At 68.9% G+C, this 25,044-nt stretch carries 27 protein-coding genes; 11 read left to right on the top strand and 16 right to left on the bottom strand.

Features of this window, described 5'->3' with window-relative positions:
- Positions 1 to 97: 97 nt before the first annotated feature.
- The 3 genes from wecB to ORI60_RS22105 all read right to left on the bottom strand — a co-directional run bounded on the left by wecB (position 98) and on the right by ORI60_RS22105 (position 2,325).
- A complete protein-coding gene (wecB, locus tag ORI60_RS22115; RefSeq protein WP_266039721.1) occupies positions 98 to 1,270 on the bottom strand; it encodes a non-hydrolyzing UDP-N-acetylglucosamine 2-epimerase in 1,173 nt (390 codons plus the stop codon).
- A 70-nt stretch (positions 1,271 to 1,340) separates the two neighbouring features.
- Positions 1,341 to 1,532, bottom strand: coding sequence for an LPXTG cell wall anchor domain-containing protein (locus tag ORI60_RS22110; RefSeq protein ID WP_266039719.1), 192 nt, complete (start codon positions 1,530 to 1,532; stop codon positions 1,341 to 1,343).
- A gap of 13 nt (positions 1,533 to 1,545) precedes the next feature.
- Positions 1,546 to 2,325: a choice-of-anchor P family protein gene (locus ORI60_RS22105; RefSeq protein ID WP_266039717.1), complete on the bottom strand. Its 780-nt coding sequence runs from the start codon at positions 2,323 to 2,325 to the stop codon at positions 1,546 to 1,548.
- Between the two features lie 295 nt (positions 2,326 to 2,620).
- On the opposite strand from ORI60_RS22105, the gene xrtP reads away from it, so the two are divergent.
- The 7 genes from xrtP (at position 2,621) to ORI60_RS22070 (ending at position 9,119) form a co-directional block, all read left to right on the top strand.
- Positions 2,621 to 3,139, top strand: coding sequence for an exosortase P (xrtP, locus tag ORI60_RS22100; protein ID WP_266039716.1), 519 nt, complete (start codon positions 2,621 to 2,623; stop codon positions 3,137 to 3,139).
- Positions 3,140 to 3,183: 44 nt separating this feature from the next.
- The gene (locus ORI60_RS22095) at positions 3,184 to 4,506 is read left to right on the top strand and encodes a glycosyltransferase (RefSeq protein WP_266039793.1); all 1,323 of its coding nucleotides are present in this window, start codon (positions 3,184 to 3,186) and stop codon (positions 4,504 to 4,506) included.
- Positions 4,507 to 4,605: 99 nt separating this feature from the next.
- The gene (locus tag ORI60_RS22090) at positions 4,606 to 5,178 is read left to right on the top strand and encodes a biotin transporter BioY (RefSeq protein WP_266039714.1); all 573 of its coding nucleotides are present in this window, start codon (positions 4,606 to 4,608) and stop codon (positions 5,176 to 5,178) included.
- 10 nt (positions 5,179 to 5,188) lie between these two features.
- The gene (locus ORI60_RS22085; RefSeq protein WP_266039712.1) at positions 5,189 to 5,851 is read left to right on the top strand and encodes a nucleotidyltransferase domain-containing protein; all 663 of its coding nucleotides are present in this window, start codon (positions 5,189 to 5,191) and stop codon (positions 5,849 to 5,851) included.
- A 22-nt stretch (positions 5,852 to 5,873) separates the two neighbouring features.
- Positions 5,874 to 6,656: a TIGR04222 domain-containing membrane protein gene (locus ORI60_RS22080; protein ID WP_266039710.1), complete on the top strand. Its 783-nt coding sequence runs from the start codon at positions 5,874 to 5,876 to the stop codon at positions 6,654 to 6,656.
- A 39-nt stretch (positions 6,657 to 6,695) separates the two neighbouring features.
- The gene (locus ORI60_RS22075; protein ID WP_266039708.1) at positions 6,696 to 7,079 is read left to right on the top strand and encodes a hypothetical protein; all 384 of its coding nucleotides are present in this window, start codon (positions 6,696 to 6,698) and stop codon (positions 7,077 to 7,079) included.
- Between the two features lie 36 nt (positions 7,080 to 7,115).
- Entirely contained in the window at positions 7,116 to 9,119 is a 2,004-nt protein-coding gene (locus ORI60_RS22070; protein ID WP_266039706.1) for an ATP-dependent DNA helicase, read from the top strand.
- Here the strand turns inward: ORI60_RS22070 and ORI60_RS22065 are convergent.
- The 8 genes from ORI60_RS22065 to ctaD all read right to left on the bottom strand — a co-directional run bounded on the left by ORI60_RS22065 (position 9,088) and on the right by ctaD (position 16,119).
- The gene (locus ORI60_RS22065) at positions 9,088 to 9,633 is read right to left on the bottom strand and encodes a hypothetical protein (protein ID WP_266039704.1); all 546 of its coding nucleotides are present in this window, start codon (positions 9,631 to 9,633) and stop codon (positions 9,088 to 9,090) included. The two genes, ORI60_RS22070 and ORI60_RS22065, sit on opposite strands and share 32 nt — an antisense overlap.
- A 99-nt stretch (positions 9,634 to 9,732) precedes the next feature.
- Positions 9,733 to 10,020 (bottom strand): hypothetical protein, encoded by a 288-nt coding sequence (locus ORI60_RS22060; protein ID WP_266039702.1) that lies wholly within the window; start codon positions 10,018 to 10,020, stop codon positions 9,733 to 9,735.
- Positions 10,021 to 10,028: 8 nt separating this feature from the next.
- The gene (locus ORI60_RS22055; RefSeq protein ID WP_266039700.1) at positions 10,029 to 10,334 is read right to left on the bottom strand and encodes a helix-turn-helix transcriptional regulator; all 306 of its coding nucleotides are present in this window, start codon (positions 10,332 to 10,334) and stop codon (positions 10,029 to 10,031) included.
- A gap of 10 nt (positions 10,335 to 10,344) precedes the next feature.
- Positions 10,345 to 10,917, bottom strand: a complete 573-nt coding sequence (locus tag ORI60_RS22050; RefSeq protein WP_266039699.1) for a hypothetical protein — start codon at positions 10,915 to 10,917, stop codon at positions 10,345 to 10,347.
- A 22-nt stretch (positions 10,918 to 10,939) separates the two neighbouring features.
- Complete coding sequence (locus ORI60_RS22045) at positions 10,940 to 12,328, bottom strand: phospholipase D-like domain-containing protein (protein WP_266039697.1); 1,389 nt, start codon at positions 12,326 to 12,328, stop codon at positions 10,940 to 10,942.
- A gap of 30 nt (positions 12,329 to 12,358) precedes the next feature.
- Positions 12,359 to 13,036, bottom strand: coding sequence for a peptidyl-tRNA hydrolase (locus ORI60_RS22040; protein ID WP_266039695.1), 678 nt, complete (start codon positions 13,034 to 13,036; stop codon positions 12,359 to 12,361).
- Positions 13,036 to 14,250 carry a phosphoserine phosphatase SerB gene (gene serB, locus ORI60_RS22035; protein WP_266039693.1) on the bottom strand — a complete coding sequence of 405 codons (1,215 nt, stop codon included), beginning with the start codon at positions 14,248 to 14,250 and terminating at the stop codon, positions 13,036 to 13,038. Before serB ends, ORI60_RS22040 begins: the two co-directional genes overlap by 1 nt.
- An 81-nt stretch (positions 14,251 to 14,331) precedes the next feature.
- Positions 14,332 to 16,119, bottom strand: a complete 1,788-nt coding sequence (ctaD, locus tag ORI60_RS22030; RefSeq protein ID WP_266039691.1) for a cytochrome c oxidase subunit I — start codon at positions 16,117 to 16,119, stop codon at positions 14,332 to 14,334.
- Positions 16,120 to 16,252: 133 nt separating this feature from the next.
- Between ctaD and ORI60_RS22025 the strand changes: the two genes are divergently transcribed.
- Together ORI60_RS22025 and ORI60_RS22020 are read left to right on the top strand one after the other, a co-directional pair.
- Entirely contained in the window at positions 16,253 to 16,768 is a 516-nt protein-coding gene (locus ORI60_RS22025; RefSeq protein ID WP_266039690.1) for a DUF305 domain-containing protein, read from the top strand.
- Between the two features lie 16 nt (positions 16,769 to 16,784).
- Entirely contained in the window at positions 16,785 to 17,570 is a 786-nt protein-coding gene (locus ORI60_RS22020; protein WP_266039688.1) for a phosphotransferase, read from the top strand.
- On the opposite strand, the gene ORI60_RS22015 is transcribed toward ORI60_RS22020, so the two are convergent.
- The 4 genes from ORI60_RS22015 to ORI60_RS22000 all read right to left on the bottom strand — a co-directional run bounded on the left by ORI60_RS22015 (position 17,567) and on the right by ORI60_RS22000 (position 21,803).
- Positions 17,567 to 18,298, bottom strand: coding sequence for an LPXTG cell wall anchor domain-containing protein (locus ORI60_RS22015; RefSeq protein WP_266039686.1), 732 nt, complete (start codon positions 18,296 to 18,298; stop codon positions 17,567 to 17,569). The genes ORI60_RS22020 and ORI60_RS22015 overlap by 4 nt on opposite strands.
- 194 nt (positions 18,299 to 18,492) lie before the next feature.
- Positions 18,493 to 19,185 carry an LPXTG cell wall anchor domain-containing protein gene (locus tag ORI60_RS22010; RefSeq protein WP_266039684.1) on the bottom strand — a complete coding sequence of 231 codons (693 nt, stop codon included), beginning with the start codon at positions 19,183 to 19,185 and terminating at the stop codon, positions 18,493 to 18,495.
- Positions 19,186 to 20,245: 1,060 nt separating this feature from the next.
- Positions 20,246 to 21,526 (bottom strand): aKG-HExxH-type peptide beta-hydroxylase, encoded by a 1,281-nt coding sequence (locus ORI60_RS22005; RefSeq protein WP_266039682.1) that lies wholly within the window; start codon positions 21,524 to 21,526, stop codon positions 20,246 to 20,248.
- Between the two features lie 124 nt (positions 21,527 to 21,650).
- Positions 21,651 to 21,803 (bottom strand): hypothetical protein, encoded by a 153-nt coding sequence (locus ORI60_RS22000; RefSeq protein WP_266039681.1) that lies wholly within the window; start codon positions 21,801 to 21,803, stop codon positions 21,651 to 21,653.
- Positions 21,804 to 21,959: 156 nt separating this feature from the next.
- Between ORI60_RS22000 and ORI60_RS21995 the strand changes: the two genes are divergently transcribed.
- Both ORI60_RS21995 and ORI60_RS21990 read left to right on the top strand, forming a co-directional pair.
- Positions 21,960 to 22,757, top strand: coding sequence for a FadR/GntR family transcriptional regulator (locus ORI60_RS21995; protein WP_266039680.1), 798 nt, complete (start codon positions 21,960 to 21,962; stop codon positions 22,755 to 22,757).
- A 91-nt stretch (positions 22,758 to 22,848) separates the two neighbouring features.
- A complete protein-coding gene (locus ORI60_RS21990) occupies positions 22,849 to 23,982 on the top strand; it encodes a hypothetical protein (RefSeq protein ID WP_266039678.1) in 1,134 nt (377 codons plus the stop codon).
- Between the two features lies 1 nt (position 23,983).
- Here ORI60_RS21990 and ORI60_RS21985 read toward each other — a convergent pair whose 3' ends face one another.
- The gene (locus ORI60_RS21985) at positions 23,984 to 25,039 is read right to left on the bottom strand and encodes a hypothetical protein (RefSeq protein ID WP_266039677.1); all 1,056 of its coding nucleotides are present in this window, start codon (positions 25,037 to 25,039) and stop codon (positions 23,984 to 23,986) included.
- Positions 25,040 to 25,044: the final 5 nt, after the last annotated feature.

Raw genomic sequence — 25,044 nt, 5'->3', positions numbered from 1 at the left:
CCGATAATGGTTGTGATGGGCGGCGCTGATGAATGCCCTGCCCTTCATGCCACCCGTTCGTGTAGGCAATTACCTGGTTGAGTGACACGCGTCTTCGTCAGCGGACGCCCACGAGCGTGGCGTACGGCTCTCGGCGCGGCAGGGCCGTCGGCAGGCCCGCCAGCCTCTCCAGCGCGGAGCACACGCGCACGGCGGCACGCCCGTCTCCGAACGGGTTGCGCCCCAGGGGAAGCCGCAGCCGGGAGCCGAGCACCCAGCCCGCCTCGGCCAGGATGCGGGTGGTGTCGGTGCCGACGAGCCAGGCGCACCCGGCGTCGACGGCGAGCATGCGTTCGGTGGTCTCGCGCAGCACCAGGACGGGCACGCCGAACGTCGGTGCCTCCTCCTGGAGGCCACCGGAGTCGGTCAGCACGAGGGACGCCCGCTTCAGCACGCGCACCACGTCGGGGTAGTCCAGCGGGTCGGTGATGACGACGCGTTCGTGGCCGCCCAGCAGCGACACGACCTGTTCGCGCACACCGGGGTTCGGGTGCGCGGGGATCAGCACGTGCAGGTCGGGGTGCCGGTCGGCGATGGAGCGCACGGCGTTGAGCACGCGCATCAGCGGGCGGCCCCACGACTCGCGGCGGTGCACGGTGACGAGCATGAGCCGGCCACCGGTGGCGTCCAGGGTGCGTTCCAGGGCGACGAGGTCCGGGCTGGAGGCGGGCAGGTTCGCGGACGCGACGCGCTGCACGGCGTCCACGACGGTGTTGCCCGTGACGACGATGTGGCTGTCCGGCAACGACTCGGAGTTCAGCGCGTTCGCTGCGTCGTCGGTCGGCGCGAGGTGCAGCGAGGTGATGCGGGAGATCATCTGCCGGTTCCCCTCCTCGGGGAACGGGCCGTACAGGTCACCGGTCCGCAGACCGGCTTCGAGGTGCGCCACGGGGATGCCGCGCCAGAACGAGGCGAGTCCCGCGGCCAGGGTCGTGGTGGTGTCCCCCTGCACGAGGGTGACCGCCGGGTCGCGCTCCTCCAGCAGGGCGTCGAACTCGGGCAGCAGCCGGGAGACCAGCTCGGCCTGCGTCCCGGTGGTGCGGGGCACGTCCAGCCGCACGTCCGGCACCAGGTCGAACGCCGCGAGCGCCTGCTCGACCATGCCGGAGTGCTGTCCGCTGTGGACGATCGTGGGGCGCAGGCCGGGGTGGCCCTTCAGGGCGATGGCGACCGGGGCGATCTTCAGTGCTTCCGGCCGCGTGCCGGCCACCAGCAGAACCTCTTTGCTCACCGTATGTCCTCTTCTCGGGGGAGGGCGGGAAGGTCCGTCCGGGAGCGGGGGCAACCCCGGACGGACCACGTCAGCCGGCTCGATCCGGTCTGGTCTGGGCGGGGACCGCGCGCCGCCTCCTCCGCGCCGAGTGCACGAGGAACGCACCCGCGGCGAGGAGGACGATTCCCGCGGCGATCCACCACGTCACGTCCGCGCCGGTGACCGCGAGGGCACCCACGCCCGTGCCGACGCCAATGCCGGTACCGGGGACCTTGTACATCCGCGCTCCTCGATCAGGCCTGCCCAGAGGACAAGACGGGTAGCGACGCGCGACGGCGCAGCGCCACGAAGGCGACCGGAGCGGAGACGACACCGAGCAGGCCGAGGCCGATCCACAGGCCCGCCCCCGACGCCATCGGGATGGGCAGGCCGGCGGGGCCGCACGTGGCGGACGAGATGATCACGTCGCCGGTGCCGATGGAGCCGAGCACGCCCTGCAGCAGCTTGATGTGGATCGCGTTCACGGTGAGGCTGCCGTCGTTGTTCCCGACCTGCTCGTTGAAGATCACCTCGGCGATCTTGACGCCCGCGAGCTGCACGTCGAGCTTGGTGTTGGCAGCCGGGTCGGCGTTGACCTGGCCGAGTTTGCCGAGGTTCACGCCCGCGAGCTTGGCCTTGCCGGCGAGACCCTTCTGGGTCGCCGTGCACTCCGCCTCCACCAGTTCGGCGGAGATCTTGCCGGTGACCTTGGAGAGCAGGTCGACCCGGACGTCCGCGGTGCTCGCCCGCGAGTACACGCCGCCGGAGTTCTCGTCCCGCGACGCGGAGGCGTTGATGACACCGGTCTTCAGAATCCCGGTGAGGTCGACGCCGGCGAACGTGTTCTGGGTCGGACCGTTCGCGTTCGCCGCGGCGAAAGGCTCCGCGTTGACCGCGGGGCTGCCGAGCAGCGTCACGTTGAGCTTCGCACCGTAGGCCGAGGCGTCCCCCGGAGCGGCGGAAGCGGGCGCGGCACCGACCAGGAGTGCGGCAATCGCGATGACTCCAGCCAGTCCCGTCATTCGGACACGCATGAAACTCCTTCCCTTGATTCCTCCGGCCCCAGGGCGCGTTGATACCGATGTGGTTTCACGCTTTCCGGGGGCAATTACCGGCATCGGCTTTCTTTCGAGGGAACTGAGGGTTACTCCCCGTATCGGGCGACGGGACCACTCGACTCGCCCAATCGGCGCCACCCATCGTGGCTTTTTTGATCAATTTCCGGTTACGGCGTCACCCGATCCGGGGGTGAGGGATGACGTTGCGTTGACCGATGGAACGTCAAGTAGCCCGTCTGGGCGCTCCCTCATCGGTTGAAAGGATCTTCGGGTGACGCTTGCCCTGCGCCGCACCGCATTCCCGAGCCGGGTGACGGTGGTCGCCCTGCTGGCCGTAGCAGCGGGACTCGTGTTCGCACATCGCCTGTACCGCACGGCGGAGATCTCGCTGTCCGGCGCGGTCCTGAGCGCCATCAGCTCCTACGGCGTGGACGTGGTCGCCGACCGCCAGACCGTCTACTTCGGACTGGGCTCGGACACCCCGCTGGGCCTGCGGATGACGCCGGAGTGCACGTCCGCGTTCCTGGTGCTGCCGCTCATCGTCGTCGGCGCCGTGATGATCGCGTTGCGCCCGCGCATCCAGAGCCGCGTGCTGGTCGCGCTGGGGGTCGCCGCGCTCGCGGTCGTCGTCGTGAACCAGTTCCGCGTGCTGACGCTGGTGGGCCTCGTGCACTGGCTCGGTGTGGACACCGGGTACTACTGGGGTCACACCCTGCTCGGATCGATGGTGAGCGTGTTCGGTGGCGCGGCGGCGTTGGTCGCGTTCGTCTGGCTGGCCACGCGGAAGTGAGCCTCGACCTCGTCCTCGGGTTCACGCAGGCGCTCGCCCTGACGATGAGCGTCGCCTTCGTGACGTACGTGTTCGTGATCGTGGTCCCGTACCTGCGGCGCCAACCGGCCCCGGTCGGTGAGCCGGGTTCGCTGGAGTGGCACTTCTTCGTGCCGTGCCGCGACGAGGAGGCCGTCATCGGCGACACGATCCGGTACCTGCGCGGGACTTTCCCCATCGCGCACGTGTGGGTCATCGACGACGACTCGGACGACCGGACCGCCGGGGTCGTGCGGACGCTGAAGCGCAACGGGGGCGTGCGGGACCCGCAGATCCACCTCGTGCAACGCCAGCGCCCGTACGCCCGCACCGGCAAGGGCAACGCGCTGAACGACGCCTACCGCACGTTGAAGATGTGGATGGGGCGCCGCGCGGACGCCGATCGCGCGATCGTCGTGGTGGTCGACGCGGACGGGCGGCCGGCGCCCAACTGCCTCGAAGTCTGTGCGGCGCAACACCTCTTCGGCAACCCGCGGATCGGCGCCGTGCAGGTGGACGTGCGGATGATCAACGCGGGCCAGCGGCAGCCGGGGGTGTCGCGGTGGCGCAGGGCGTTCGGCGCCGGGCTCGTGCGGATGCAGGACCTGGAGTTCCGCACGGCCATCGCGGCGATCCAGATGTCCCGCGGCGCCACCGGCACGATCTCCATGGGCGGCAACGGCCAGTTCACCCGTCTGTCCGCTTTGGACTCCATCGCCGGGCCGACCGGGAGCCCGTGGCGCGGGTCGTTGCTGGAGGACTTCGAGCTCGGCGTGCACCTGCTGACGGCGGGCTGGCACACGGGTTTCTCGTTGGACACGCACGTGAACCAGGAGGCGCTGTACTCGTTGCGGCGGTTCCTGGCGCAACGCACGAGGTGGGGCCAGGGCACCATGCAGTGCATGCGCTACCTGCGGCGCATCTGGGACTCCGACCACCTGACCACGCTGGGCGCGGCCGAGATGATGTACTACCTCGCGCAACCGTGGATGCAGTTGCTGGGCACGCTGATCTACCCGATTCCGATGGCGATGATGGCGTACCGGTTCGCGGTGTCACCAGGTGAGGTCGTGACGTGGTTCCTCGACGGCGCCTGGATCCTGTTCACCGTGTACGGCGCGTTCGGATTGCTGCCGTTCGTGCTGTGGGGACCGGTGTACCGCGCGCGCTGTGAACCCGTCGGCTTCTGGAAGTCCGTTGCGTACGGGTTCGGCTACGCGCTGTACATCTACACCTTCTACATCACGTCGTGGCGCGCGTTGATCCGATTGGTGCGAGGCAACAACGGTTGGACCAAAACGCGGCGCAACCAGGAGCGGGTGGCGGGCAAGGTGGCCCTGGACGTCTGATCCACGTGTGTGACCGGTCACTTTGTGGAGATCGGACAAAGACGTTCTCGAGCCTGCGTGGTTAACCTCGGTTCACTCGATTCCGTCTGGGAGGGAACCGTGACTCTCGCACTCGCGCCCCGTCGCACCGTGCTCGCCGACTTCGTGCCGGGCGCCCTTGCCCGCGACCTCGCGCTCGTCGTCGCCGGTGCCGCTCTCACCGGCCTCGCCGCTCAGGTGGCGCTGCCGATTCCGGGCAGCCCGGTTCCGCTGACGGGCCAGACGTTCGCCGCCCTGCTCGTCGGCGCTTCGCTCGGCTGGCAGCGCGGAGCGACCTCGATGCTGCTCTACCTGATCGCCGGAGTCGCGGGCGTGCCGTGGTTCCAGGGCGGTTCGTCCGGGGTGCCGGTGTCGCTCGGCTACGTCGTCGGCTTCGTGTTCGCCGGTGCTCTCGTGGGCTACCTGGCCGGCCGCGGCGGCGACCGCACGCCGTTGCGGACCCTGGGGACGATGGCGCTGGGCAACCTGGCGATCTACTCGGTCGGCGTGCCGTGGCTGATGGCGATGACCGGGATGTCGCTCGGCAAGGCCCTGGCCGTGGGCGTGCTGCCGTTCCTGGTCGGTGACGCGCTGAAGATCGCGCTCGCCGCGGGCGTGCTGCCGGGAGCCTGGGCACTCGTGCGCCGTCGGTAACTTGGACCGGGTGGTGACACCTGGGGAATATCTGTCGTTCTTGGATGCGCGCCTGCCCGGTCTGGTGGCAGGCGCGCATGTTTACGGGTCACGAGTGCTCGGCGACGTCGTGCACGACTCCGATCTCGACATCGTGATCGAGCTTTCCGCGCCCGCTGACGTGCCCGCCTTCGAGGGGGCCGACGTCGCGGTCGTGCTCGCCGGTTCGCTGGAGAAGCCGGTGTTCGACGTGACGCCGTTGTCCGGCGAGATCACTCCCGTGCTGTGGCAACAGCTGCGGACCGTCGGTCAGACCGTGCGCGGCACACGGCCCACGTGTCCGGGCAGTGCCGCTGACGTCGAGGCCTACTGCCGCGACAACCTCGTCAGCTACTGGAAGCTGGACTTCGACCGCCTCCGAGGGGTGCTGCCGTCCCTGGATCCGGCGGCGACGATTCCGCGCGACTCGCTGCTGTGGGCGGGCCTCGGCCCGGCCCGGCTGTGGCACACGATCCGGACCGGCGAGATCGTCAGCAAGTCGCGTGCCGGCGAACTGGCCGCCGCCCGCTGGCCGGACCTGCCGATCCTGGACCTCGTGGCGTCCCGGCGGGGCTCGGACGTGCCGCTGACCGTCGCGCACGCCGCGGCCTCGCTCGAACTGTTCGACCGGATCACGGCCGACGTAACGACGTGAGGCCCGCGGCCGAGAAATCCGCGTGACGACGCATACCGCCGAAGAGCTGGGCTGTCTGGTCGGCGGCCCGCCCCGCGCGGCCGAGGTGGCCCTGGCCCGCCTGATCCAGGCCGGCCTGGTCCGGGTCTCGCGCGAGGGCGTGCTGAGCGCCGTCCACGTGCCCGGCCGGGGCCCGTCCACCCCGCTGGAGGCGCAGATCCTGACCGGCCTGCGCTACGGCCGCCACCTGAACGACGTCGTCCACGGCGCGTTCAGCTCGGCCGAGGCGGACGGCCTGCGGACCCACCTGGTCAACCGTGGCCTGCTGCGCCGCCGGCGCTCCCTGCGCCCCCGCCTGCACCCGTGGCTGTTCCTGCTGATGCCCGTGCTCGTCGTGACGGGGTTCGTCTGCCTGGCGTGGCCGGAACTGCCGCAGGAACTCCTGCCGCAGCTGAGCCCGTTCCCGTTCTGGTACTTCTTCGTGGCCGGAGGGCTCGCGTTCGTCCTCGGCTCGGTGCTGGCCGTGCGCGACCCGGGCCGGTTGCGCACCAGGGCCGGCTACGTCCTGATGAAACGAGCCCAGCGCAGGGTGAACGCGCACGACCCGGTCGGCGCGGTCGCCGTGCACGGGCTCCGCGGCAGGATCGGCGGACTCGCGATCGCGGGGATGTTCGGCCTCAGCGCCGTGATGGTCGGGACGCTGCCCGGCCGAGACTCGTCGACCAGCAGCAGCTGCGGCGGTGGCTGTTCGTCGAGCTCGTGCGGCAGCGGCGGTGGTGACGGCGGAAGCGGCTGCGGTGGTGGGTGCGGCGGCGGTGGCGACTGAGTGGGTAACGGCGCGGACTTCGGGGCCGACAGGCCGGCCATGACCAAGTGGGACGAGCACGGTCTTCTCGACAAGGTGAGTGACGCACTGCGCCAGGCGAGCCCGCTGTACCTGAGCGCCTACCAGCTCGCGATCAAGCTGGAACGTGCGCACCCCGGTCTCGCCGAGCGACTCGGCAAGCCGCTCGGCGGCGCGGGCGTCGGAGTGCACAACAGCCTGACCGAGTACCTGGCCGCACAGCTGGCCGGCCGCATCGACCGGGAGGGCGCGGCGTTTCCCGTCGAGCGAGCACACCTCTCCAGCGAGGGAGTGCGTGAGATCCGCTTCACCGGCCCAGGCGGGACCGATCTGGTCAGCAGTCTGACCGGCAGCGGCTACCACCTCTCCCTCTTCCGGTGGCGTGCACCGGTCAGCAACTCCTGAGCGGGACTGTCGGACCCTCCGGGTACGGTCTGTCCCGTGCCTGAAGTTCCCCCCACCCTGAGCCTGCTCGAAACCGCCGTCCACGCCGTCGGTGGCGCGGAGCGTCCTGGTCAGGTGGAGATGGCCGAGGCCGTCGACCACTCGATCCGCACGGGCGAGCACCTCGCGGTGCAGGCGGGCACGGGTACCGGCAAGTCGCTGGCGTACCTGGTGCCGTCGATCCGGCACGCGGTGGCCGAGGACGAGACGGTGGTGGTCTCGACGGCCACGATCGCGTTGCAGCGGCAGCTGGTGGACAGGGATCTGCCGCGGCTCGCCAAGGCGCTCAAGAAGGACCTGGGGCGTGAGCCCACGTTCGCGATCCTCAAGGGCCGCAGGAACTACCTGTGCATGCACCGCGTGCACAACGGCGCGCCGGACGAGCCGGAGGAGGACGCGCTGTTCGACCCGTTCGCGGTGTCGAAGCTCGGGCGCGAGGTGAAGCGGCTGCACGAGTGGTCGTCGGACACCGAGACCGGTGACCGCGACGAGCTCGTGCCCGGTGTCAGCGAGCAGGCGTGGCGGCAGGTCAGCGTCACGGCCCGGGAGTGCCTCGGGGTGTCGAAGTGCCCGATCGGGTCCGACTGCTTCGCGGAACGGGCCCGGGCCGAGGCGGGCAAGGCGGACGTGGTGGTCACGAACCACGCGATGCTCGCCATCGACGCGCTGGAGGGCTACCAGGTCCTGCCCGACCACGACGTGGTGGTGATCGACGAAGCGCACGACCTGGTCGACCGCATCACGTCGGTGGCCACGGAGGAGCTGAGCGGGGCGTCCGTGGGCATGGCCGCGCGGCGGTGCGGGCGGCTCATCGACCAGGACATCGCGGACCGGCTGGCCGAGGCGAGCGACGGGCTGGCGATGATCCTCGAGGACATGCCGTCCGGCCGGCTGGACGCGCTGCCCAGGGCTCTCGCGGGTGCGCTGGCGGCGACGCGCGACGCGGCGCACAACTGCATGTCGGCCATGGGGTCCGAGCGCAAGGAGGACCCGGACGGGGCGACGGCGCGCAAGCTCGCGCTCGCGTTGCTGGAGGAGGTCCACGACTGCGCGGTGCGGGTGCTGGAGGCCTTCGACGAGGAACGTGACGTCGTGTGGGTCTCGGGCGACTTCAACCAGAAGGCGCCCTCGCTGCGGGTGGCGCCGCTCGGTGTCGGCGGGCTGCTGCGCGAGCGGCTGTTCGCCAAGCGCACCACCGTTCTGACGTCCGCGACGCTGACCCTGGGCGGTGCCTTCGACGCGATGGCGCGCCAGTGGGGCCTGCCGCCGTCGGAGAAGGTCCGCAAGATCGAGGGCGCGGCGACCGACAAGGACATCGACGGTCCCAAGTGGAGCGGCCTCGACGTGGGCTCGCCGTTCCAGCACGGCACCAGCGGAATCCTCTACGTGGCAAGACATCTGCCGGCTCCGGGCCGTGACGGCCTGCCGCCGGAGTACCTCGACGAGATCGAGGGCCTGGTGAACGCGGCGGGCGGGCGCGCGCTCGGCCTGTTCTCCTCGACGCGGGCGGCCAAGGCCGCCACCGAGGCGCTGCGGGACAAGCTCGAGTACCCGATCCTGTGCCAGGGCGACGACGCGACGGGCCTGCTGGTCAAGAAGTTCTCCGAGGACGAGCGCTCGTGCCTGTTCGGCACGCTGTCGCTGTGGCAGGGCGTCGACGTGCCGGGGCCCAGCCTCCAGCTCGTGATCATGGACCGCATCCCGTTCCCGCGCCCGGACGACCCGCTGGCCTCCGCCCGTCAGAAGGCGGTGAGCTCACGCGGCGGCAACGGCTTCCTGACCGTCGCCGCCACGCACGCAGCCCTGCTGATGGCCCAGGGCGCCGGCCGGTTGCTGCGCTCGATGTCGGACAAGGGCGTGGTGGCCGTCCTCGATCCGCGCATCGCCACCGCCCGCTACGGCGGTTTCATCAGGGCCTCACTCCCCCCGTTCTGGACGACCTACGACCCGGAGGTCGTCCGCGGCGCCCTCAAGCGCCTGGACGAGGCCCAGACCCGCTGATCCGCTCGACGAGCTCGTCGCGGTAGGCCTGGGCCTCCGCCAGTTCCGGTTCGGAACCGTCGGCCTTCTTCAGCGCGCCCTCGAGGATCTTCAACCCCTGGCGCTCGTCCCCGTGCGCGTCCGCCTGCCGTGCCGCGTTCTCCATGGCACGAGCCAGTTTCGTGCGCGCCTCGGGTTCCTGCGTGGCCTTGTTGATCCGGATCCAGTTGCCACCCGGATCGACGACGGCGAACCCGGTGTAGCGGTCGTTGCGCAGCCGCGGCCGGGTCATCCGCGGAATTCCGGAGATCAGCACTTTCCCGTGCACGGCGCGCATTCCCGCCGCGAAAGCCTCGAACAACGGTCCGGTGTCCTCGACGATGATCACGCACGTGCTGTGCGACTGCTCCGGAACGTGCCCCTCCAACCCGTAGAAGTGCAGGTTGATGTCTTCACGCCGCACGCAGACGTACGGGTTGGGGCGCGTCTGCCGATAAGTGGTGGAAAAGCCGAGCATCTCGTAGAAGGCCGACATTTCATCGATGTCGACGCAAGGAAGGAGCGGGATTGTCAGTTCGTTTGCCACCGCCCGAAGCTAAGCCCGGTTCCGCCGAAACGACACGGAGCTATTTGCTCATGCGAACAGCAGCGCGAGTCCGCCGAGCAGGAACAACGCCGAAACCACGGCGATGGCGAGCACTCGCCCCCGCGACGTCCCCGCGTGCTTGAGGGCGATCCCCAACGGTCCGATACCAGCCACGACAGCCCCTTTCGAAGGTATGGCAACAGCGGCGCGCACGGCCCCGAACGCCACCCCGAACGGTGACATGCCGAGTTCGCGCGCCCCGACGACATCCGCTTCCCACTGCTCGCGACAGCGCTCGTCCCCCACCACCGCCGCCGCGAACCGCACCACCAGCAACGCGACTCTCATTGCGCCGCCCGCGGCACGAACCTCGGCGCCGGAGCAGCCCGCGCGACGACCTTGCGGGCCTCCGCGGCCCCGTCGGCGGTCAGCCGGTACATCCGCCGGCGCGGCCCACGCCGTTCCGCGTCGTCGTCCCAGGCAGAGGTGACCCACCCGGCCCGTTCCAGCCTGTCCAGCAACGGGTAGACGCTGCCGGACGGCCTGCCGGTGAGCTTGATGATCTCCAGGCCCCAGCGCGGCTCGTCGGCGCCGAGCAGCACTTCGAGAACGTCGACGGTGGCCTTGCCGATGCGCTGCAGTGGCTCCACGCCACTAAGACTACCTATGTAGATTAAGCCGTTCAAGCAGCTCTTCGCGGAACTTCAGCGCGGAGGCCCGCTCCTCCTCCGAAGCGTGCACCTCACGCTCCAGCGCCCCTTCGAGGATCCTCAGCGCCCGCCGCTCGGCCGCGTGCGAACTGGCCAGCGTCACCGCGCTGCTCAACGCCCGCGACAGCCCGTTCCGGCCGTTCTCCCGTTCGCGCACCGCGGGCACCACCCGGATCCAGTTGCCGCCGGGGTCGACGAGCAGGAACCCGTCCCGCCGGGGCCGCGTCATCCGCGGAATGCCCGTGATCAGCACCTGCCCGTACACCTCGCGCATCCCGGCCGCGAACGCGTCGTGCAGCTCACGCGGGTCCTCGACCTGGATCAGGCACGAGCTGTACGACTGGTCGGCCTGGTAGCCGGGGATGCCGAAGAAGTGGAGGTTGATTTCCTCCCGACGTACCGACAGGTACGCGTTCGGCCGGTACTGCCGGTACGTGACCGCGAAGCCGAGCATCACGTAGAACTCGGCCACCTCGTCGATGGAGGCGCACGGCAGCAGCGGGATCGTCACCTCGTTGGCCACGTCGCCAAACTAGACCCGGAGATCAGCCGTCGACCAGCAATCCGCGTAACGGTCCTTGCAGTCTTCCGGCACGGCGGGACACGCCGGGCAGCGACGTCACCCGCGCCGGACGTTCCAGGGCCGGCCGCCACATCGAGTCCACGACCTCGTGCACGGGACCGGACACGTCACCCTCGAGGCCGTCCAGGTGCTCCGCCCACAACTTCAGCCGAGTCGCCCGCACGACCTCGGCGTCGTCGGTCACCACGTTGACCTCGGTGTCGTTGAACAAGGAGTGCTCGTTGAGGTTCGCCGACCCGACGGACATCCACTTGTCGTCCACAATGCACAGTTTGGCGTGCACGTAGACCGGCGCGTCCCCGTGCGAGACGAGGGTTGCGGCGAGAACCCGCTTGCCGGGGTCGGCGTCGAGCATCCGGCCGAGCTGGCCGCGGGTGGTGTCGGCGCCGTTGCTGGGCTTCTGCGGCAGCAGCAGCACCAGCCGGAAGTCCGGTGACGGCGGGGTCTTCAGCTTCTCCAGCAGCACCTCGGTGATCTCCGGCGACCACAGGAACTGGTTCTCCACGTACACGAACGACTCCGCCGCCCGCAGCGCCCGCAGGTACGAGTCGAGCAGGCTGAAGTCGCCGTGCGGCGAGAAGTCGTAGGTCTTCTCCGGGACCGTGCGGACGAGCTGCACCGAAGACGACCCGGCCTCCGGCGGCACCTCGGGCGAGGGCAGGGTCTCCCCCGCGATCTCCAGCCAGCGCGCGGCGAAGTGCGCGGCCACCTCCGCGACGACCGGGCCCTCGAGCTTCGCGATGTGGTCGTGCCAGCCGAGGTCGCGCGGCGGGTGGTCCGGCGAGTCGTGGCGGTCGCCCTCCACCGCCGTCATGTCGAGGCCGCCGACGAACGCCACGTCGTCGACGATCACGATCTTCTCGTGGTGGCAGTGCAGGGTGCGTTCGCGCGCGTCGAGCTCGCAGCGGACCGCTCCGCACTCCAGGAAGGCCTTCTGCGCCGCGGCGGCCCGCTTCCGCGTCGGTTCGAAGAACGGCACGGGCGGGCCCGCCCACAGCAGGACGCGCACCGGCACCCGTTCCGCCGCCGCCGACAGCAGCTCGCGCAACTGCGGCGCGCCCGGTTCCCGGGTCAGCTGGAAGTCGGGTGACGCGTGCCAGTTCGCGATGTGGACGTACTTCTGCGCACCCTCGATCGCCTTCGCGATGACGGGGAACGCGTTGGCCCCGTCGACCAGGACCTCGATCTTGTTGCCGCGCTGCACGGGGCGGCGCGGGGTGAACCACCCCGCGCCGTCGCCTTCGAGCACGTCACCCCATCCCAGCTTCCGCAGTCTTCGCGTGTGATGGGAGCACAGCAGGTTCTCCAGCCCGTCTCCGAGCCGGGCGTCAAGAACGTCGAGTAAGCCCACGAAAGGCGGATTTACCCGTTTCACGCGCTTCTAAACGGCGAGCACCGTGGTCGTGCCCGGTTCGACCTCCGTGAAGCCCGCGTCCCGCACCGCCACGACGTCGCCGCGGTGGATCAGCGAGTCCCACTCCGCCACGGACGGCGTCCGCACGGCACACCGGTAGTCGAGCTCCGCCCACGCCTTCAGCTCGACCGCGGAGAGGTGCGGCGCCAGCAGCATCGACGCGTGGCCGACCTGGGCCGCGAGCTTGCCGGCGGACATCTCGACGCGCGGGTTCACGTACAGCAGCCGAGCGCCCTCCGGCACGGGGCCAGGCTCGTCGGCAGGCAGGTCGGAGCCGGAGATCTGCAGCTTGGCGACCTCCCGCGGCGTCTCCGACACCAGCACAGGCAGCAGCGAGCGGACCGACGCGCCGTCGACCGTCACGGTCACCCCCGGCAGCTCCTGCACGGCGTCCCACTGCACGCCGCGGGCCCGCCGCGACACCTTGCGGATCCGGCCGGCCACCCACGCCCGCACGGGCTCGTGCCACTCGCCGCCGACGTCGGCACGCGGGTCGAGGCACACCGCGACCGCCGAAGCGGCCGCGGCCTCCAGCAGCGCCGTCCGGGACGGCGGGTCGACGCGTTCGATGCGCAACACCATCGGCATCGCGCGCACCTCGCTCTCCTCGGCGTAGTTCCGGGAGGCGATGAGGTCGAGGATCATCACAGCCGGGTCAGCTCCAGGCCGTCCGCGGCGTCCGCGGCCTCCACCTCGGCCCGCGTCACGCCGAGGATGAACAGCACCGCGTCCAGGAACGGGTGCGACAGCGCCGTGTCGGCCACCTCGCGCAGCGCGGGCTTGGCGTTGAACGCGATGCCGAGGCCCGCCGCGTTCAGCATGTCGATGTCGTTCGCGCCGTCACCGACCGCCACGCACTGCGCCAGCGACACCCCGACCTCCTCGGCGAACCGGCGCAGCGCCACGGCCTTGCCAGGCCGGTCGACGATCTCCCCGACGACCCGCCCGGTCAGCTTGCCGTCCACGACCTCCAGCGTGTTCGCCGCGCAGAAGTCCAGCTGAAGCTCGTCCGCGAGTCCCGTGATCACCGAGGTGAACCCGCCGGACACCACACCGCAGTAGAAGCCGAGGCGCTTCAGCGTCCGGATCGTCGTGCGCGCGCCGGCCGTGAGCTCCAGCGTGGACCCGACCTCCCCCAGCACCTTCTCGTCGAGGCCCTCCAGCAACGCCACCCGGCGCCGCAGCGACTCCGCGAAGTCGAGTTCGCCGCGCATCGCGGCCTCGGTGATCTCGCGCACCTGCTCCTCGCACCCGACGTGCGCGGCCAGCATCTCGATCACCTCGCCCTGGATGAGCGTGGAGTCGACGTCGAACACCACCAGGCGCTTGGCCCTGCGGGTCAGCCCGGCGCGTTCGACCGCGATGTCGAGGCCCACCCGGACCGACACGTCCGCGAGCGCCGACCGCAGCGCCGCGTCGTTCTCCATCGTGTCGTCCGCGACCGAAACGCGCAGCTCAAGGCCCGTGACGGGGTAGTCGGCGACACCGCGGATCGCGTCGATGTTCACGCCGAGCGACGCCAGCCGGCGCGCGACCTCGGTGAACGCCTTCGCGGTGACCGGCCGGCCGAGCACGATCAGCACGTGCGAGGACTCCAGGCGGGCGGTGCGCTTCGAGTCCGCGCCGATCTCGATCTCCACGTGCATCGAGACGGTGGCCATGGCCTGCTCGACGGACTCCTGCAGGCCCTCGGGGTCGTGGTCGGTCGAGACCAGCGCGCCGAGCACCAGCCTGCCCCTGATCACGACCTGTTCCACGTCGAGCACCTCGACGCCGTGCCGGGTCAGCACGGCGAAGAGCACCGAGGAGACGCCAGGCTTGTCGGGTCCGGTCACGGTGATGAGCACGGGCGTTTTCACGTCGTCGTCTCCTCGTAGACGCGAAGAGCCCCGACCGCGTGGAAGCAGCCGGGGCTCGTCGTTGAACCTGTTACTCGCAGGTTACTTGTGGTCGTCGTCGTCCTTCTCGGAGGCCGTACCCGACTTGATCGCGGACGCCGCCATCTCGGACAGCGCCGGCTTGGCGTCCTTGTGCTGGATCGTCTTGCCGGTGAAGGTCACGTGACCCTCGTTCCGGATCCGCTCGATCATGTGCGGGTAGTGCAGCTCGAACGCCGGGCGCTCCGAACGGATCCGGGGCAGTTCGGTGAAGTTGTGCCGCGGCGGCGGGGACGAGGTGGCCCACTCGAGCGAGTTGCCGTAGCCCCACGGGTCGTCCACCGTGACGACCTCGCCGAAGCGGTAGCTCCGGAAGACGTTCCAGATGAACGGCAGCGTCGACGCGCCCAGGATGTAGGCGCCGATCGTCGAGATCATGTTCAGCGTCGTGAAGCCGTCGGACGCGAGGTAGTCGGCGTACCGGCGCGGCATGCCCTCGTTGCCCAGCCAGTGCTGGACGAGGAACGTCGCGTGGAAGCCGAGGAACGTCGTCCAGAAGTGCAGCTTGCCGAGCGGCTCGTCCATGAAGCGGCCGGTGATCTTCGGGAACCAGAAGTAGATGCCCGCGAAGGTCGCGAACACGATCGTGCCGTAGAGCACGTAGTGGAAGTGCGCGACGACGAAGTACGTGTCGGACACGTGGAAGTCGATCGCGGGCGCGGCCAGCAGGATGCCGGACAGACCACCGAAGAGGAACGTCACGATGAAGCCGATGCTGAACAGCATGGGCGTCTCGAACGTCAGCTGGCCCTTCCACATCGTGCCGATCCAGTTGAAGAACTTCACACCGGTCGGGACCGCGATGAGGAACGTCATGAAGGCGAAGAACGGCAGCAGCACGGCGCCGGTCGCGTACATGTGGTGCGCCCACACGGCGACGGACAGGGCCGCGATGCCGAGCGTCGCGTAGACCAGGCCGTTGTAGCCGAAGATCGGCTTGCGGCTGAACACCGGGAAGATCTCCGACACGATGCCGAAGAACGGCAAGGCGACGATGTAGACCTCCGGGTGCCCGAAGAACCAGAAGAGGTGCTGCCACAGGATCACGCCGCCGTTGGCGGGGTCGAACACGTGGGCACCGAGGTGGCGGTCGGCCAGCAGGCCGAGCAGCGCGGCGGTGAGGATCGGGAACGCGAGCAGCACCAGCACCGACGTCACCAGGATGTTCCAGGTGAAGATCGGCATCCGGAACATCGTCATGCCGGGCGCGCGCAGGCAGACCACGGTGGTGATCATGTTCACCGCGCCGAGGATGGTGCCGAGACCACCGACCACCAGGCCGGAGATCCACAGGTCGGCACCCGCGCCGGGCGAGTGGATGGCGCTCGACAGCGGCGTGTACGCGAACCAGCCGAAGTCAGCCGCGCCACCGGGGGTGACGAAGCCCGCCATCACGATCAGGCCACCGAAGAGGTACAGCCAGTACGAGAAGGCGTTGAGCCGCGGGAACGCCACGTCGGGCGAGCCGATCTGCAGCGGGAGCACGAAGTTCGCGAAGCCGAAGACGATCGGCGTCGCGTAGAGCAGCAGCATCACGGTGCCGTGCATCGTGAAGAGCTGGTTGAACTGCTCCTGGCTCAGGAACTGCATGCCGGGACGGGCCAGCTCGGTCCGCATCAGCATGGCCATCGCGCCGCCGACCATGAAGAAGGCGAACGAGGTGACCAGGTACATGATGCCGATTTGCTTGTGGTCCGTGGTGCGGAACATCCGCAGCAGGAAGGACCCCTTGACCGCAGTGCGCGTCGGGTAAGGACGCGTTGCGATCGGCTGCGGGGCTACGGCCGTCACGGTACCTCCAGGCCTTGGTGGGACCAGTAGTTCGGGAAACTCCCCGGATATTAGACGGAGCCGATCAGCTCCATTCGGGTGGGCCATGGCCGGTGGCCAGCGGCGTAGCGCACGTCACACGTATCCTGCCGCCGTGCTCCGATTGCTCGCTGTCGCTTCTGTCCTGTTGCTGGCCGCCTGTGGCTCCCCGGCCACGCACAACTCCGCAGACGTCGCGTTCGCCCAGGGAATGGTGCCGCACCACGAGCAGGCGCTGGAGATGTCCGGCCTCGTCGCGTCCCGCACGGAGAACCCCAGGGTGATCGACCTGGCCAAGCGCATCGCGGACGCCCAGAAGCCCGAGATCGACCGCATGAACGGCTGGCTGCGCGCCTGGAACGCACCGGTGCAGGCGTCGTCGCACACGTCACACGGCCACGCGGAGAACCACGGCATGGTCGAGCTGGGCAACCTCGCCGACCTCAACGACACCGAGTTCGACCGCCAGTGGCTGTCGCTGATGATCCAGCACCACCGCGGCGCCGTGGACATGGCGCAGAAGCACCTCTCGGCCGGCACCGACCCGGAGACGCGCAAGCTCGCCCAGGAGGTCGTGAACCACCAGGAGAAGGAGATCGCGGAAATGGAGTCGCTCCTCCCGCAGGGCTGATGCCAGCCTTCTCCGCGTGAGTGCAGCTGAGGCCGTGCGCGTCGCCGTGTCCGTCGCGGCCTCTCATGGCGTGACGTGCGCCGACCCCGTCGTGCTGAAGACCGGCAGCAACGTCCTCGTACACCTGAGCCCGGCCCCGGTCGTCGCCCGGATCGCCGCGCGCACCGCCCTGGTGCGGCCCTCGGTCGAGGACCACTTCGCCCGCGACCTGTCGGTGTCGTCGTTCCTGGCGGGACGCGGTGTGCCGGTCGTGACACCTTCGGCCGAACTCCCCGCCGGACCCCACGCCGTCGACGGCTTCGTGCTCTCGTTCAGCACGTACGTCCCCCACGAGCACGGCGCGCGGCTGCCCCGCGAGGACGTCCTGAAGCTCCTGCCGGACCTCCACGCCGAACTGAGGCACTACGAGGGCCCGTTGCCCACCCGCGGCCCGCTGGACGACGTGGACAACGTCCTGGCCCACCTGGACGGCCTGGGCGTGCCGGACCTGGACAGGTTCCGCACCTGGCGCGACTGCGCGTCGGCACAGTGGACCGAGCACCACAACGACGTCCAGCCCCTGCACGGCGACGCCCACCCGGCAAACCTGCTGCTCACGCCGTCCGGCCCGGTCTGGAACGACTTCGAGGACACCTGGCTCGGCCCGGTCGCCTGGGACATGGCCTGCTCCGCAGACGAAGGAGCCGCCCAACGCGCCGTGGAGATCTACGGCGGCGGGGCGGCTCCTTCGGACGTGGAGTTCCACGTGGAGACACGACGCATGTTCAGCACGCTCTGGGGCGTGCTCACGCAGTGGACTTAGGCGCGACGCCTGCGCATCACGAGCACCATCGCGGCACCAGCGGCCACGAGCGCGGCACCGAGGCCGAGCATCCACGCGGACCCGAAGCCGGTGGCGGCCAGGTCGTGCACCTCGGCGACCGGCACGGGCGCGGCGGTGGTCGTCGTGGTGGGCACGGCTTCAGCGGAAGAAGACGACGAGGCCGGTTCGGAGGTCGACGTGGAGGTCGGCGTCGACGAGTGGGTCACGGTCGACTCGGACGTGGTGGTGGTCGTCGTCGTAGTGGTGGTGGTCGTGGTGCTGGTGGGCGGCTGTTCGACAGCGACACCACATCCGAACCACTGACCGATCTCCGGGAGGTTTCCGCCGTCGACGACCGGGGCGCGCAGCTCGTTCCACGGCAGCGCGTCGCCGAGCTTGTCGGCCAGGTAGACGTTGAACACGTCCCCCGCCTTCACGAGCATGCCCGTGACCTGCACGTTCTTGGGCAACCCGGTGATGTTCAGGTGCTGCTGGTTGTCGCCGCCGGTGTAGCCGAACTCGCCGGGCAGGACCACGTTCCCGCTGAGCCCGCCCACGGTGCAGGCATCGGGGTGGTTGACGTCGACGAACTGGAAGAACGGCTGCGCGCGCGGGTCGTCCGTGGTCACCTCGTCGGCGAACGCACTGGTCGCCAGCACGAGCGAGGCCACAGCGGCCAGGGCGGCCGAGGCGAGCAGGCCGGAACGTCTCAGGGGCGTCGAACGCATCGGGTCACTCCGTGGGGGTCGGCGGATGCCGCGATCTAAGACGATCGACGTCCCCCGAACGGGTTAGGTGACGATCAACAGTGCACCTCGTGGCCGAGTTGTTATTGCTCCGTGAGGTGTAACCCCAAACGAAAAAGCCGCCCGGCACGCCGTGGAGATCGCGGCGGCGGGCGGCTTCTTCAAACGGAGCTGTCTTAGGCGCGACGCCTGCGCAGCACGAACAGCACAGCGGCACCACCGGCGACGAGCGCGGCACCGAGGCCGAGCAGCCAGGCGGACCCGAACCCGGTGGAGGCCAGGTCGTCCTCGTCGGCGACAGGCACGGGCGCGACCGTCGTGGTCGTGGTCGGCGCGACCTCACCAGAGGTGGTGGTCGTCGTCGTGGTGCTCGTGGTGGAGCTCGGGGACGACGAGTGCGTGATCGTCGTCGGGGAAGTCGTGGTGGTCGTCGTCGTGGTGGTGGTCGTGGTGGTCGTGCTCTTGACGCCGCAGGCATACCAGTGACTGATGTCCGCGACGTTGCCACCGTTGTTGACCGGCGCCTTCAGGTCGTTCCACGGCAGCGTGCCGAGGTCGTCCGCGAGGTAGACGTGGTAGGCGTTGCTGCCCTTGACGACCACTCCGGTGATCGTCACACCGGCCGGCTTGATGCCGGTGATGTCGAGGTCCTGCGTGTCCTTGCCGCCGGTGAACTCGAACTGGTCCTGCGTGTACGAGGTACCGGTGAGACCACCCACCGAGCAGGCGTTGTCCCAGTTCCACTCGATGTTGCCGTCGAATTTCTCCGGCTCACCCGCGAACGCGGTGGTCGCGAAGGCGAAGGTGACCGCAGCGGTGACGGACGCCACCGCGAGCAGACGGCTGGGTCTCGGGGAGGTCAGGCGCATCGGGTTTACTCCGTGAGGGTTGGCGGATGCGGCGATCTAAGACGATCGACGTCCCCCGAACGGTCTAGATGACGATCAACTACGTCCTTGTGGCCGAGTTGTTACACGTCCGTGAGGCGCACCGCCCAAACGACCAAACGCCGAAGGGGGCCTGCCCAAAGGCAGACCCCCTTGAAAGGCACACAGACGCGGAACGACTCTCAGTCGTTCTGCGTCACCTCGGCGGGCTTGAGGAACACCGTGCCACCGTTCGGCATGCGCCTGAACCAGTCAACGGGGGTGACGGGCTGGCCGAGCACCGGACCCACCCCAGTGGGGAGGTGGGGAACAGGAACGCCGGCACCAAGGGGGAGCTGGGGCCGACCGGGAGGCTGGTTCGGGGTGGTCATGGTTCCTTCTCGACGGATGGGTCGGGGCCTGCGCGTGAGGAACTCCGGATACCCGGGAAGCCCTGAACCACGACTTGTTCACAAGACGCGTCGAGCTGGTGATACCCGGTTCGCCTGAGTGTGACCTCGCGCGATATTCATCGCCTATCGTCGGATCGCGCACCGGAAAACGACTGGTGACGGCGTCGAACGCGTAGCGATTTGTGGCACACCGGGTGGACCGGATGCGGAAGTCTACAACGGCTTGCAAGGGGCCTCACCTGCACATTCGTGGCTTAGAACCCGAAGGTGTGAAGCCTGCCGTTCAAGCCGTGCGCACAGGACAACGGGCAGACCGCGATGGGCCGCATGGCGGAACAACTGCTCCCGGCGGCCATCCTAGGCGTGACCCGCTGAGGCGGAAATAGAAGAAATGAACACATTTCTCATTCGACGCGCGAATACCTGCGGCCGATGCCGACGCCACCAGCAAGATCAACGCGACGGGCGGAGGTGGACGGTGCCACCGTTCGGCATGCGCCGGAACCACTCGATCGGCACCACGGACCGCCCCTCCGGGATGTCCACCCCAGGAGACGACCGCGGGAGCCGTGCTTCGGGGGCCGGAGGGAACTGCTGCTGACGGACAACCCGGTTCGAGGTGGTCATGGTTCCTTCTCGAAGGATTTGAGTCACTCACTCGCTTCGACGATCGAGAACACGCGCAACGACCCCAGAGCGGCTGCCAGGCGCCGCCGCGTCTCGGGCAAGTCGGTCCGCCACTTCTCTGCGGCGTTTCCGAGCAGCAGCCGGAACGGTGCCGGTGCCCGGTGGCACTCTTTCAGCACCCAGCTGGCGTCGGGGTCGAGCCAGAAGATCTCCGGCAGTTCCTGCACGCGGCCCACCACGGCGCGACCACTCTTCGCGAGCCGGTAGACCACGTCCGGCAGCACCCGGAAACTCCCGTCCTCGCGGACGCCGGCGGCGAGGACGGACGCGTCCGCAGTGGGCACCCCTTCGACGGCATCGGCCACTTGGCCCGCCAGGGCGTGCAGCAGCCATCGCGCGTCCGACAGCAGGTCGTGCTCGTGCGCCATCAACCAGTCGCCGATCTCCGCGGCCCGTTCCCGAGCCTTGGGCAGCAGGGAGTGCGGACCCAGCTGTTCCGACTCGGACAACTGGGAGAACTGGCTGAGACAGGTGTAGGCGTGCCAGGCCGCGAAGGTCTGCTCCAGGGGCCATCGGGCGCGGGACCAGGAGGTCTCGAAGTACTCGGCTTCCTCGGCGTGCGCGTCGAGGAACTTCTGCGTGATGGCGAAGTCGAAGAACTTCTCGTGCGCACCCTCGTGCACGAGCGCCTCGGCCACTTCCATCGGGCACGCCGGCTCGTCGATCAGCACGATTCCCGGCACGTATCGCGACGACGCGGAAACCACTCCCCCGGACGTCTCCGCCTTGAGCACCACGAGCATCGACACGTGGGCCAGCAGGTCGCCGGCCATCGCAGGGGCGAGCCGCCTGAACAGGTCGACGCCCTCAGCCACGATCCTGATCGCCGTCTCGAACCGCTCACCGTCCGCCTCGGTGAGCGGCCGCGGTGCCTGACCGGGTGGGGCGATGATGCGCAACGGCGCTTCCAGCTGCTTGGCAGCCGCCGGATCGGACGCCACCGCGATGCCGGCGTCCCGCACCCCCGTCGCGGCGACCTCGCGCAGCGCCTCCGGGTCCACGCCGCCGTGCCCGGCCAGGGCACGACCGATCTCGTAGCGCACGATCGGATGGTCGAGGAGGTTGTCTGACATCTCCGCACCAGGTGCGAACAAATCGACGGCGAGGCGGTAGAGCGCGCGTCGCTCGTCGACCAGCACGTCCGCGGGCGCGAGCCGCGCGTGCAGTGCAGGTGCTGATGGAGAACCCAACATCGAAGACCCCGTGTTCACGTACCCGGCGGCGTGGAGCCGGCGCTTGACCACCGAAAGCTCCCTGTCGCGGGAAGATAGCGACCTGCGTCACCGACGCGAAACCGGGATCCCCCCAGAAGATCGATGCCCGGCCTGCGCCTGCGGGCGCTGACCGGGCACTGATCGGCTCTGTTCATCAGCCGAACATGATGCTGGTGACGTTCACGAAGCCGACCACGGCCAGTGCGACGACCGAGACCAGGATCATCGTGATCACGGTGCGCCATCCGATCGCGGTAACGGCGACGGCGACGGCGGCGGCTATTCCGAGTGCGCTCCCTGCGGACATCTCGCTCCTCCCGACTAGGCGAGCACGTGCTCCCAGGTGTGGGCGGTCCCGGGCGTCTCGCCTGGAACAAGGGTCCCGTGTTGTAGGTTGTCTGTCAACGGTCGCCAGGTTGCCAGACAAGTTGCAACCGACAGGCAACAGGCTTACGCTTGGACAATGCCCGCCGACGACGTTCATCTCGGCGAGAGCTGGTCGCTCTCGCCTGACTCGCGACGGCCCCTGCCGGAGCTCATCGAGCAGAAGCTCCGAGAGCAGATCATCGGCGGCACCCTCAAAGCCGGCGACCGCCTCCCCACCGAGCCGGAACTCGCGCGCAAACTGGACGTCGCGAGGTCGTCGCTGCGCACCGCACTGCAGCGGCTGCAACTCCAGGGCATCGTCGAGGTCCGCCGCGGACTGGGCTGGTACGTCCGCCGCACCGACCTCGCCGCCGTCGAAGAGCACATCGAGGGACGACTCGCCGCGAAGCAGTTCTCCCCGACCGACCTGCTGGAAGTGCGGATCGCGCTGGAGACCACCGCCGCGTCGCTGGCCGCGGTGCGCGCCGGCGACGGCGAACTGGACGAGCTCGCCAAGCTGAACCACCGCTACCAGCGCGCGCAGGTCGAGGACGCGCAGGAGGTGATCGAGTCGGACGAGGAGTTCCACTCGGCGCTGATCCGCGCGTCGCACAACGAACTGCTGGAGCACATGTACCAGGTGCTCGTGCCAGGCCTGCAGGACTGCAAGCGGCACGCGCACCCGTCCCGCGAGGTGCACAACCGCTCCGCGAACGAGCACGAGCAGGTCATCTGGTTCCTGCGTCGTCACGACGAGGTGGGCGCGAAGAGCGCGATGACCACCCATCTGCTCGGGCTGTACAACGACGTTGCGGCGGACGACACACAGCCCAAAGCGAACCTCAGCACGTACGTCGGGGTGTCGGACAACCCGATCTGGGGCAGGTCGCGCTGATACGGCAGTGACCGAAAGGGGCTGGCGCAGTTACCTCATCACTCCCACCATGTATGGACGGCCGGTGGAGTGAGGGGGCGGCGACCAGGTGGTGACGGCGCGCAGGCACAAACAAGCGCTGGCCGTCGCGATCCTGTTGATCGCCGTCGCGGCTGCGGATCTGACAGCCGTGCTGCTGTGGCAACCCACCTCGCGAAGCGTGCTGCACGACGTGTTGGTCGTGTTCTGGCCGTTGCCAGCGCTCGCGGGATTTCTGCTCGGCGCCTACGAACTGTTCCTGCACAAGCGTCTCGTCGTGGAGTTCGGCCGGATCTCCGGACCGGGCATCGTCGAACACCTGCTTCCTTCCGAGGTGCTGCGCACGTTCCTCTCGTCGGTGTACGGCCCGAACGACGCGAACGACGACGTGGTGGCTGGTGTGCTCGGTGGCGAGGGCATGCGCCCGCGCGGCGACGACCTGACGATCAGCACCAGCACCACCGTGAAGCTGGAGCTGCAAGGCATCGACACCAAGACGTACCACCTGATGACGACGCAGCGGTACCGCTTCCGCAACGACGTCCCCACCGAACGCTTCGTCATCTTCGCGACCTCGAACGCCACCCTGCGCGACAGCATCAGCGCCGCCTGCCGCTATCCGTTGTTCGAGCTGTACTTCATCCCGGACCCTTCGCTGTTCCTCGACTCCGTCGACGACCTGCGCCACTCCACCCAGATCGCGATCGACTACCTCGACCACGAAGGACTGCGCCGATCGGCAGAGCCCAGCCAGATCCCGCCGGTCGAGGTGAGATTCGACCAGTGGACCAACTACCTGACGTTCTTCCGCGAGTCGACGGGCCCGCTGGGCAAGCTCAGCCCGCTCGACCACATGAGCGATCTGCGGATCCTCGAGTGCGATCTCAGCCGCATCGCGGAGGACCACGTGGTGCGCTCGATCCGCGAGCTCACCGTCTGGTCACGCACGTTGCAGCGCACCAACGACGGCTTCTGCTACTGGCAGTCGCCCTACCCGTCCTTTGTGGACACCATCAGCTTCGACGCGACCGGACTGGCCGTCGAGCAGTCCCCCAGGCACGAGTTCCGGGTCATGCCGTTCACGTTCCGGTCGGCGACGGCGGCCGCGCGCTGGTTGGAGGCCGGCGAACTCGAGGACCTGGACGTGCGGTCGTGGCTTCTGCCGGGGCACGGGGTGGCCTTGCTGTGGCGCGAGGCGATGGGCTGAGTCACCAGATCGCTGTGACGCCATGTCCTTGAACGACCCACCGGTTGAGCCTCAACGAGAGGTAACCCTCGTCCGCGTCGAGCATCAACGAGTCGACGCCACCGAGATGGGCCTGCACCCACACTTCCCTGTACTGCTTCCGCATCGTTTCCCGCACGTCCACGGTGAGGCTGCTGATGAACATCGGCCTGTCGGCGTACCAGTAGATGAAGTGCTCGTCGAGCTTCTGCGTCCAGCGGAAGTGATGTCGCACGCGAACGAGGTCTGTCTTTTCCTGGCTCAGATCTGCGGCGAAGAGCGCGATGTCGGACGCGGCTATTCCGACCGGCGGCGAGAGATGCCGGTGCAACTCGTCGGTCGGCACCTTGCGGAAGCCGACTCTTCTGGCTCCGCCGCCCGGTGGCGTCACGTAGCACTCGAGTTGCCGGCCGAACGCCTCCACAGCCTCGTCGAACGGCGTTGACCTGGGTAGGGCGGTGACCTCGAACAGCTCAGGACAGGCTGCCGACAGAGCGGCAGATTGCGGCGGAGACCTCGTGGCGGCGATCAGGATCGGACCGCGTCGCATCGTCGCTTCGAAGCGGTTGCTGACGTGCACCGTCTCCCCGTCCACGCCGTCCACCCGCAGCGCGACCGAAACGTTGTCGTAAACAGGCCTTTGTGACAGAACCATCGCGATGAACGACGTCTTGTCGCCGGTGTTCGGCGCATGACGGTCCAGTGCCAGTGTCACGAGCTCTTCAGCTCCCGTGCTGTCGAGCACGAGCTTCCTCGTGGAGGGTGCGGTCGCCGACCTGGCGTCGTCACGAATCTCATCGATCTTCAGATCGACGCTGCGCAGCAGCTCGCCCTGACTCCTGTTGCGCGCCCACTCGAAGTAGATCGAGACCAGCAACACCAGAACGAGGTCCCTGGTGACAGGGCTGAGGCTCCGGGCGACCGCCTCACCCGCCTCCGGGTTCAGCACCGCGGACACGATGATCTTCGGCGCTGACGTGTTGATCAGTGCGATCACGGCGAGCACGCTGCCGAAGTAGATCAGCAAACGCGACCGCATCGCTG

The sequence above is a fragment of the Lentzea sp. NEAU-D7 genome, from assembly GCF_026242055.1.
Taxonomy (GTDB): Bacteria; Actinomycetota; Actinomycetes; order Mycobacteriales; family Pseudonocardiaceae; genus Lentzea.
This window is presented reverse-complemented; position numbering and strand designations above follow the sequence as displayed.

Excerpts from the sequence above, each read along its gene's own strand:
- ORI60_RS22075 (WP_266039708.1), top strand. The coding sequence starts at position 6,696 with ATGACCAAGTGGGACGAGCACGGTCTTCTCGACAAGGTGAGTGACGCA.
- ORI60_RS22105 (WP_266039717.1), bottom strand. The coding sequence starts at position 2,325 with ATGCGTGTCCGAATGACGGGACTGGCTGGAGTCATCGCGATTGCCGCA.
- ORI60_RS21985 (WP_266039677.1), bottom strand. The coding sequence starts at position 25,039 with ATGCGGTCGCGTTTGCTGATCTACTTCGGCAGCGTGCTCGCCGTGATC.
- ORI60_RS22015 (WP_266039686.1), bottom strand. The coding sequence starts at position 18,298 with ATGCGTTCGACGCCCCTGAGACGTTCCGGCCTGCTCGCCTCGGCCGCC.
- ORI60_RS22110 (WP_266039719.1), bottom strand. The coding sequence starts at position 1,532 with ATGTACAAGGTCCCCGGTACCGGCATTGGCGTCGGCACGGGCGTGGGT.
- ORI60_RS21995 (WP_266039680.1), top strand. The coding sequence starts at position 21,960 with ATGCCCGCCGACGACGTTCATCTCGGCGAGAGCTGGTCGCTCTCGCCT.
- ORI60_RS22000 (WP_266039681.1), bottom strand. The coding sequence starts at position 21,803 with ATGTCCGCAGGGAGCGCACTCGGAATAGCCGCCGCCGTCGCCGTCGCC.
- ORI60_RS22010 (WP_266039684.1), bottom strand. The coding sequence starts at position 19,185 with ATGCGCCTGACCTCCCCGAGACCCAGCCGTCTGCTCGCGGTGGCGTCC.
- ORI60_RS22040 (WP_266039695.1), bottom strand. The coding sequence starts at position 13,036 with ATGATCCTCGACCTCATCGCCTCCCGGAACTACGCCGAGGAGAGCGAG.
- ORI60_RS22095 (WP_266039793.1), top strand. The coding sequence starts at position 3,184 with ATGAGCGTCGCCTTCGTGACGTACGTGTTCGTGATCGTGGTCCCGTAC.
- ORI60_RS22065 (WP_266039704.1), bottom strand. The coding sequence starts at position 9,633 with ATGTCGGCCTTCTACGAGATGCTCGGCTTTTCCACCACTTATCGGCAG.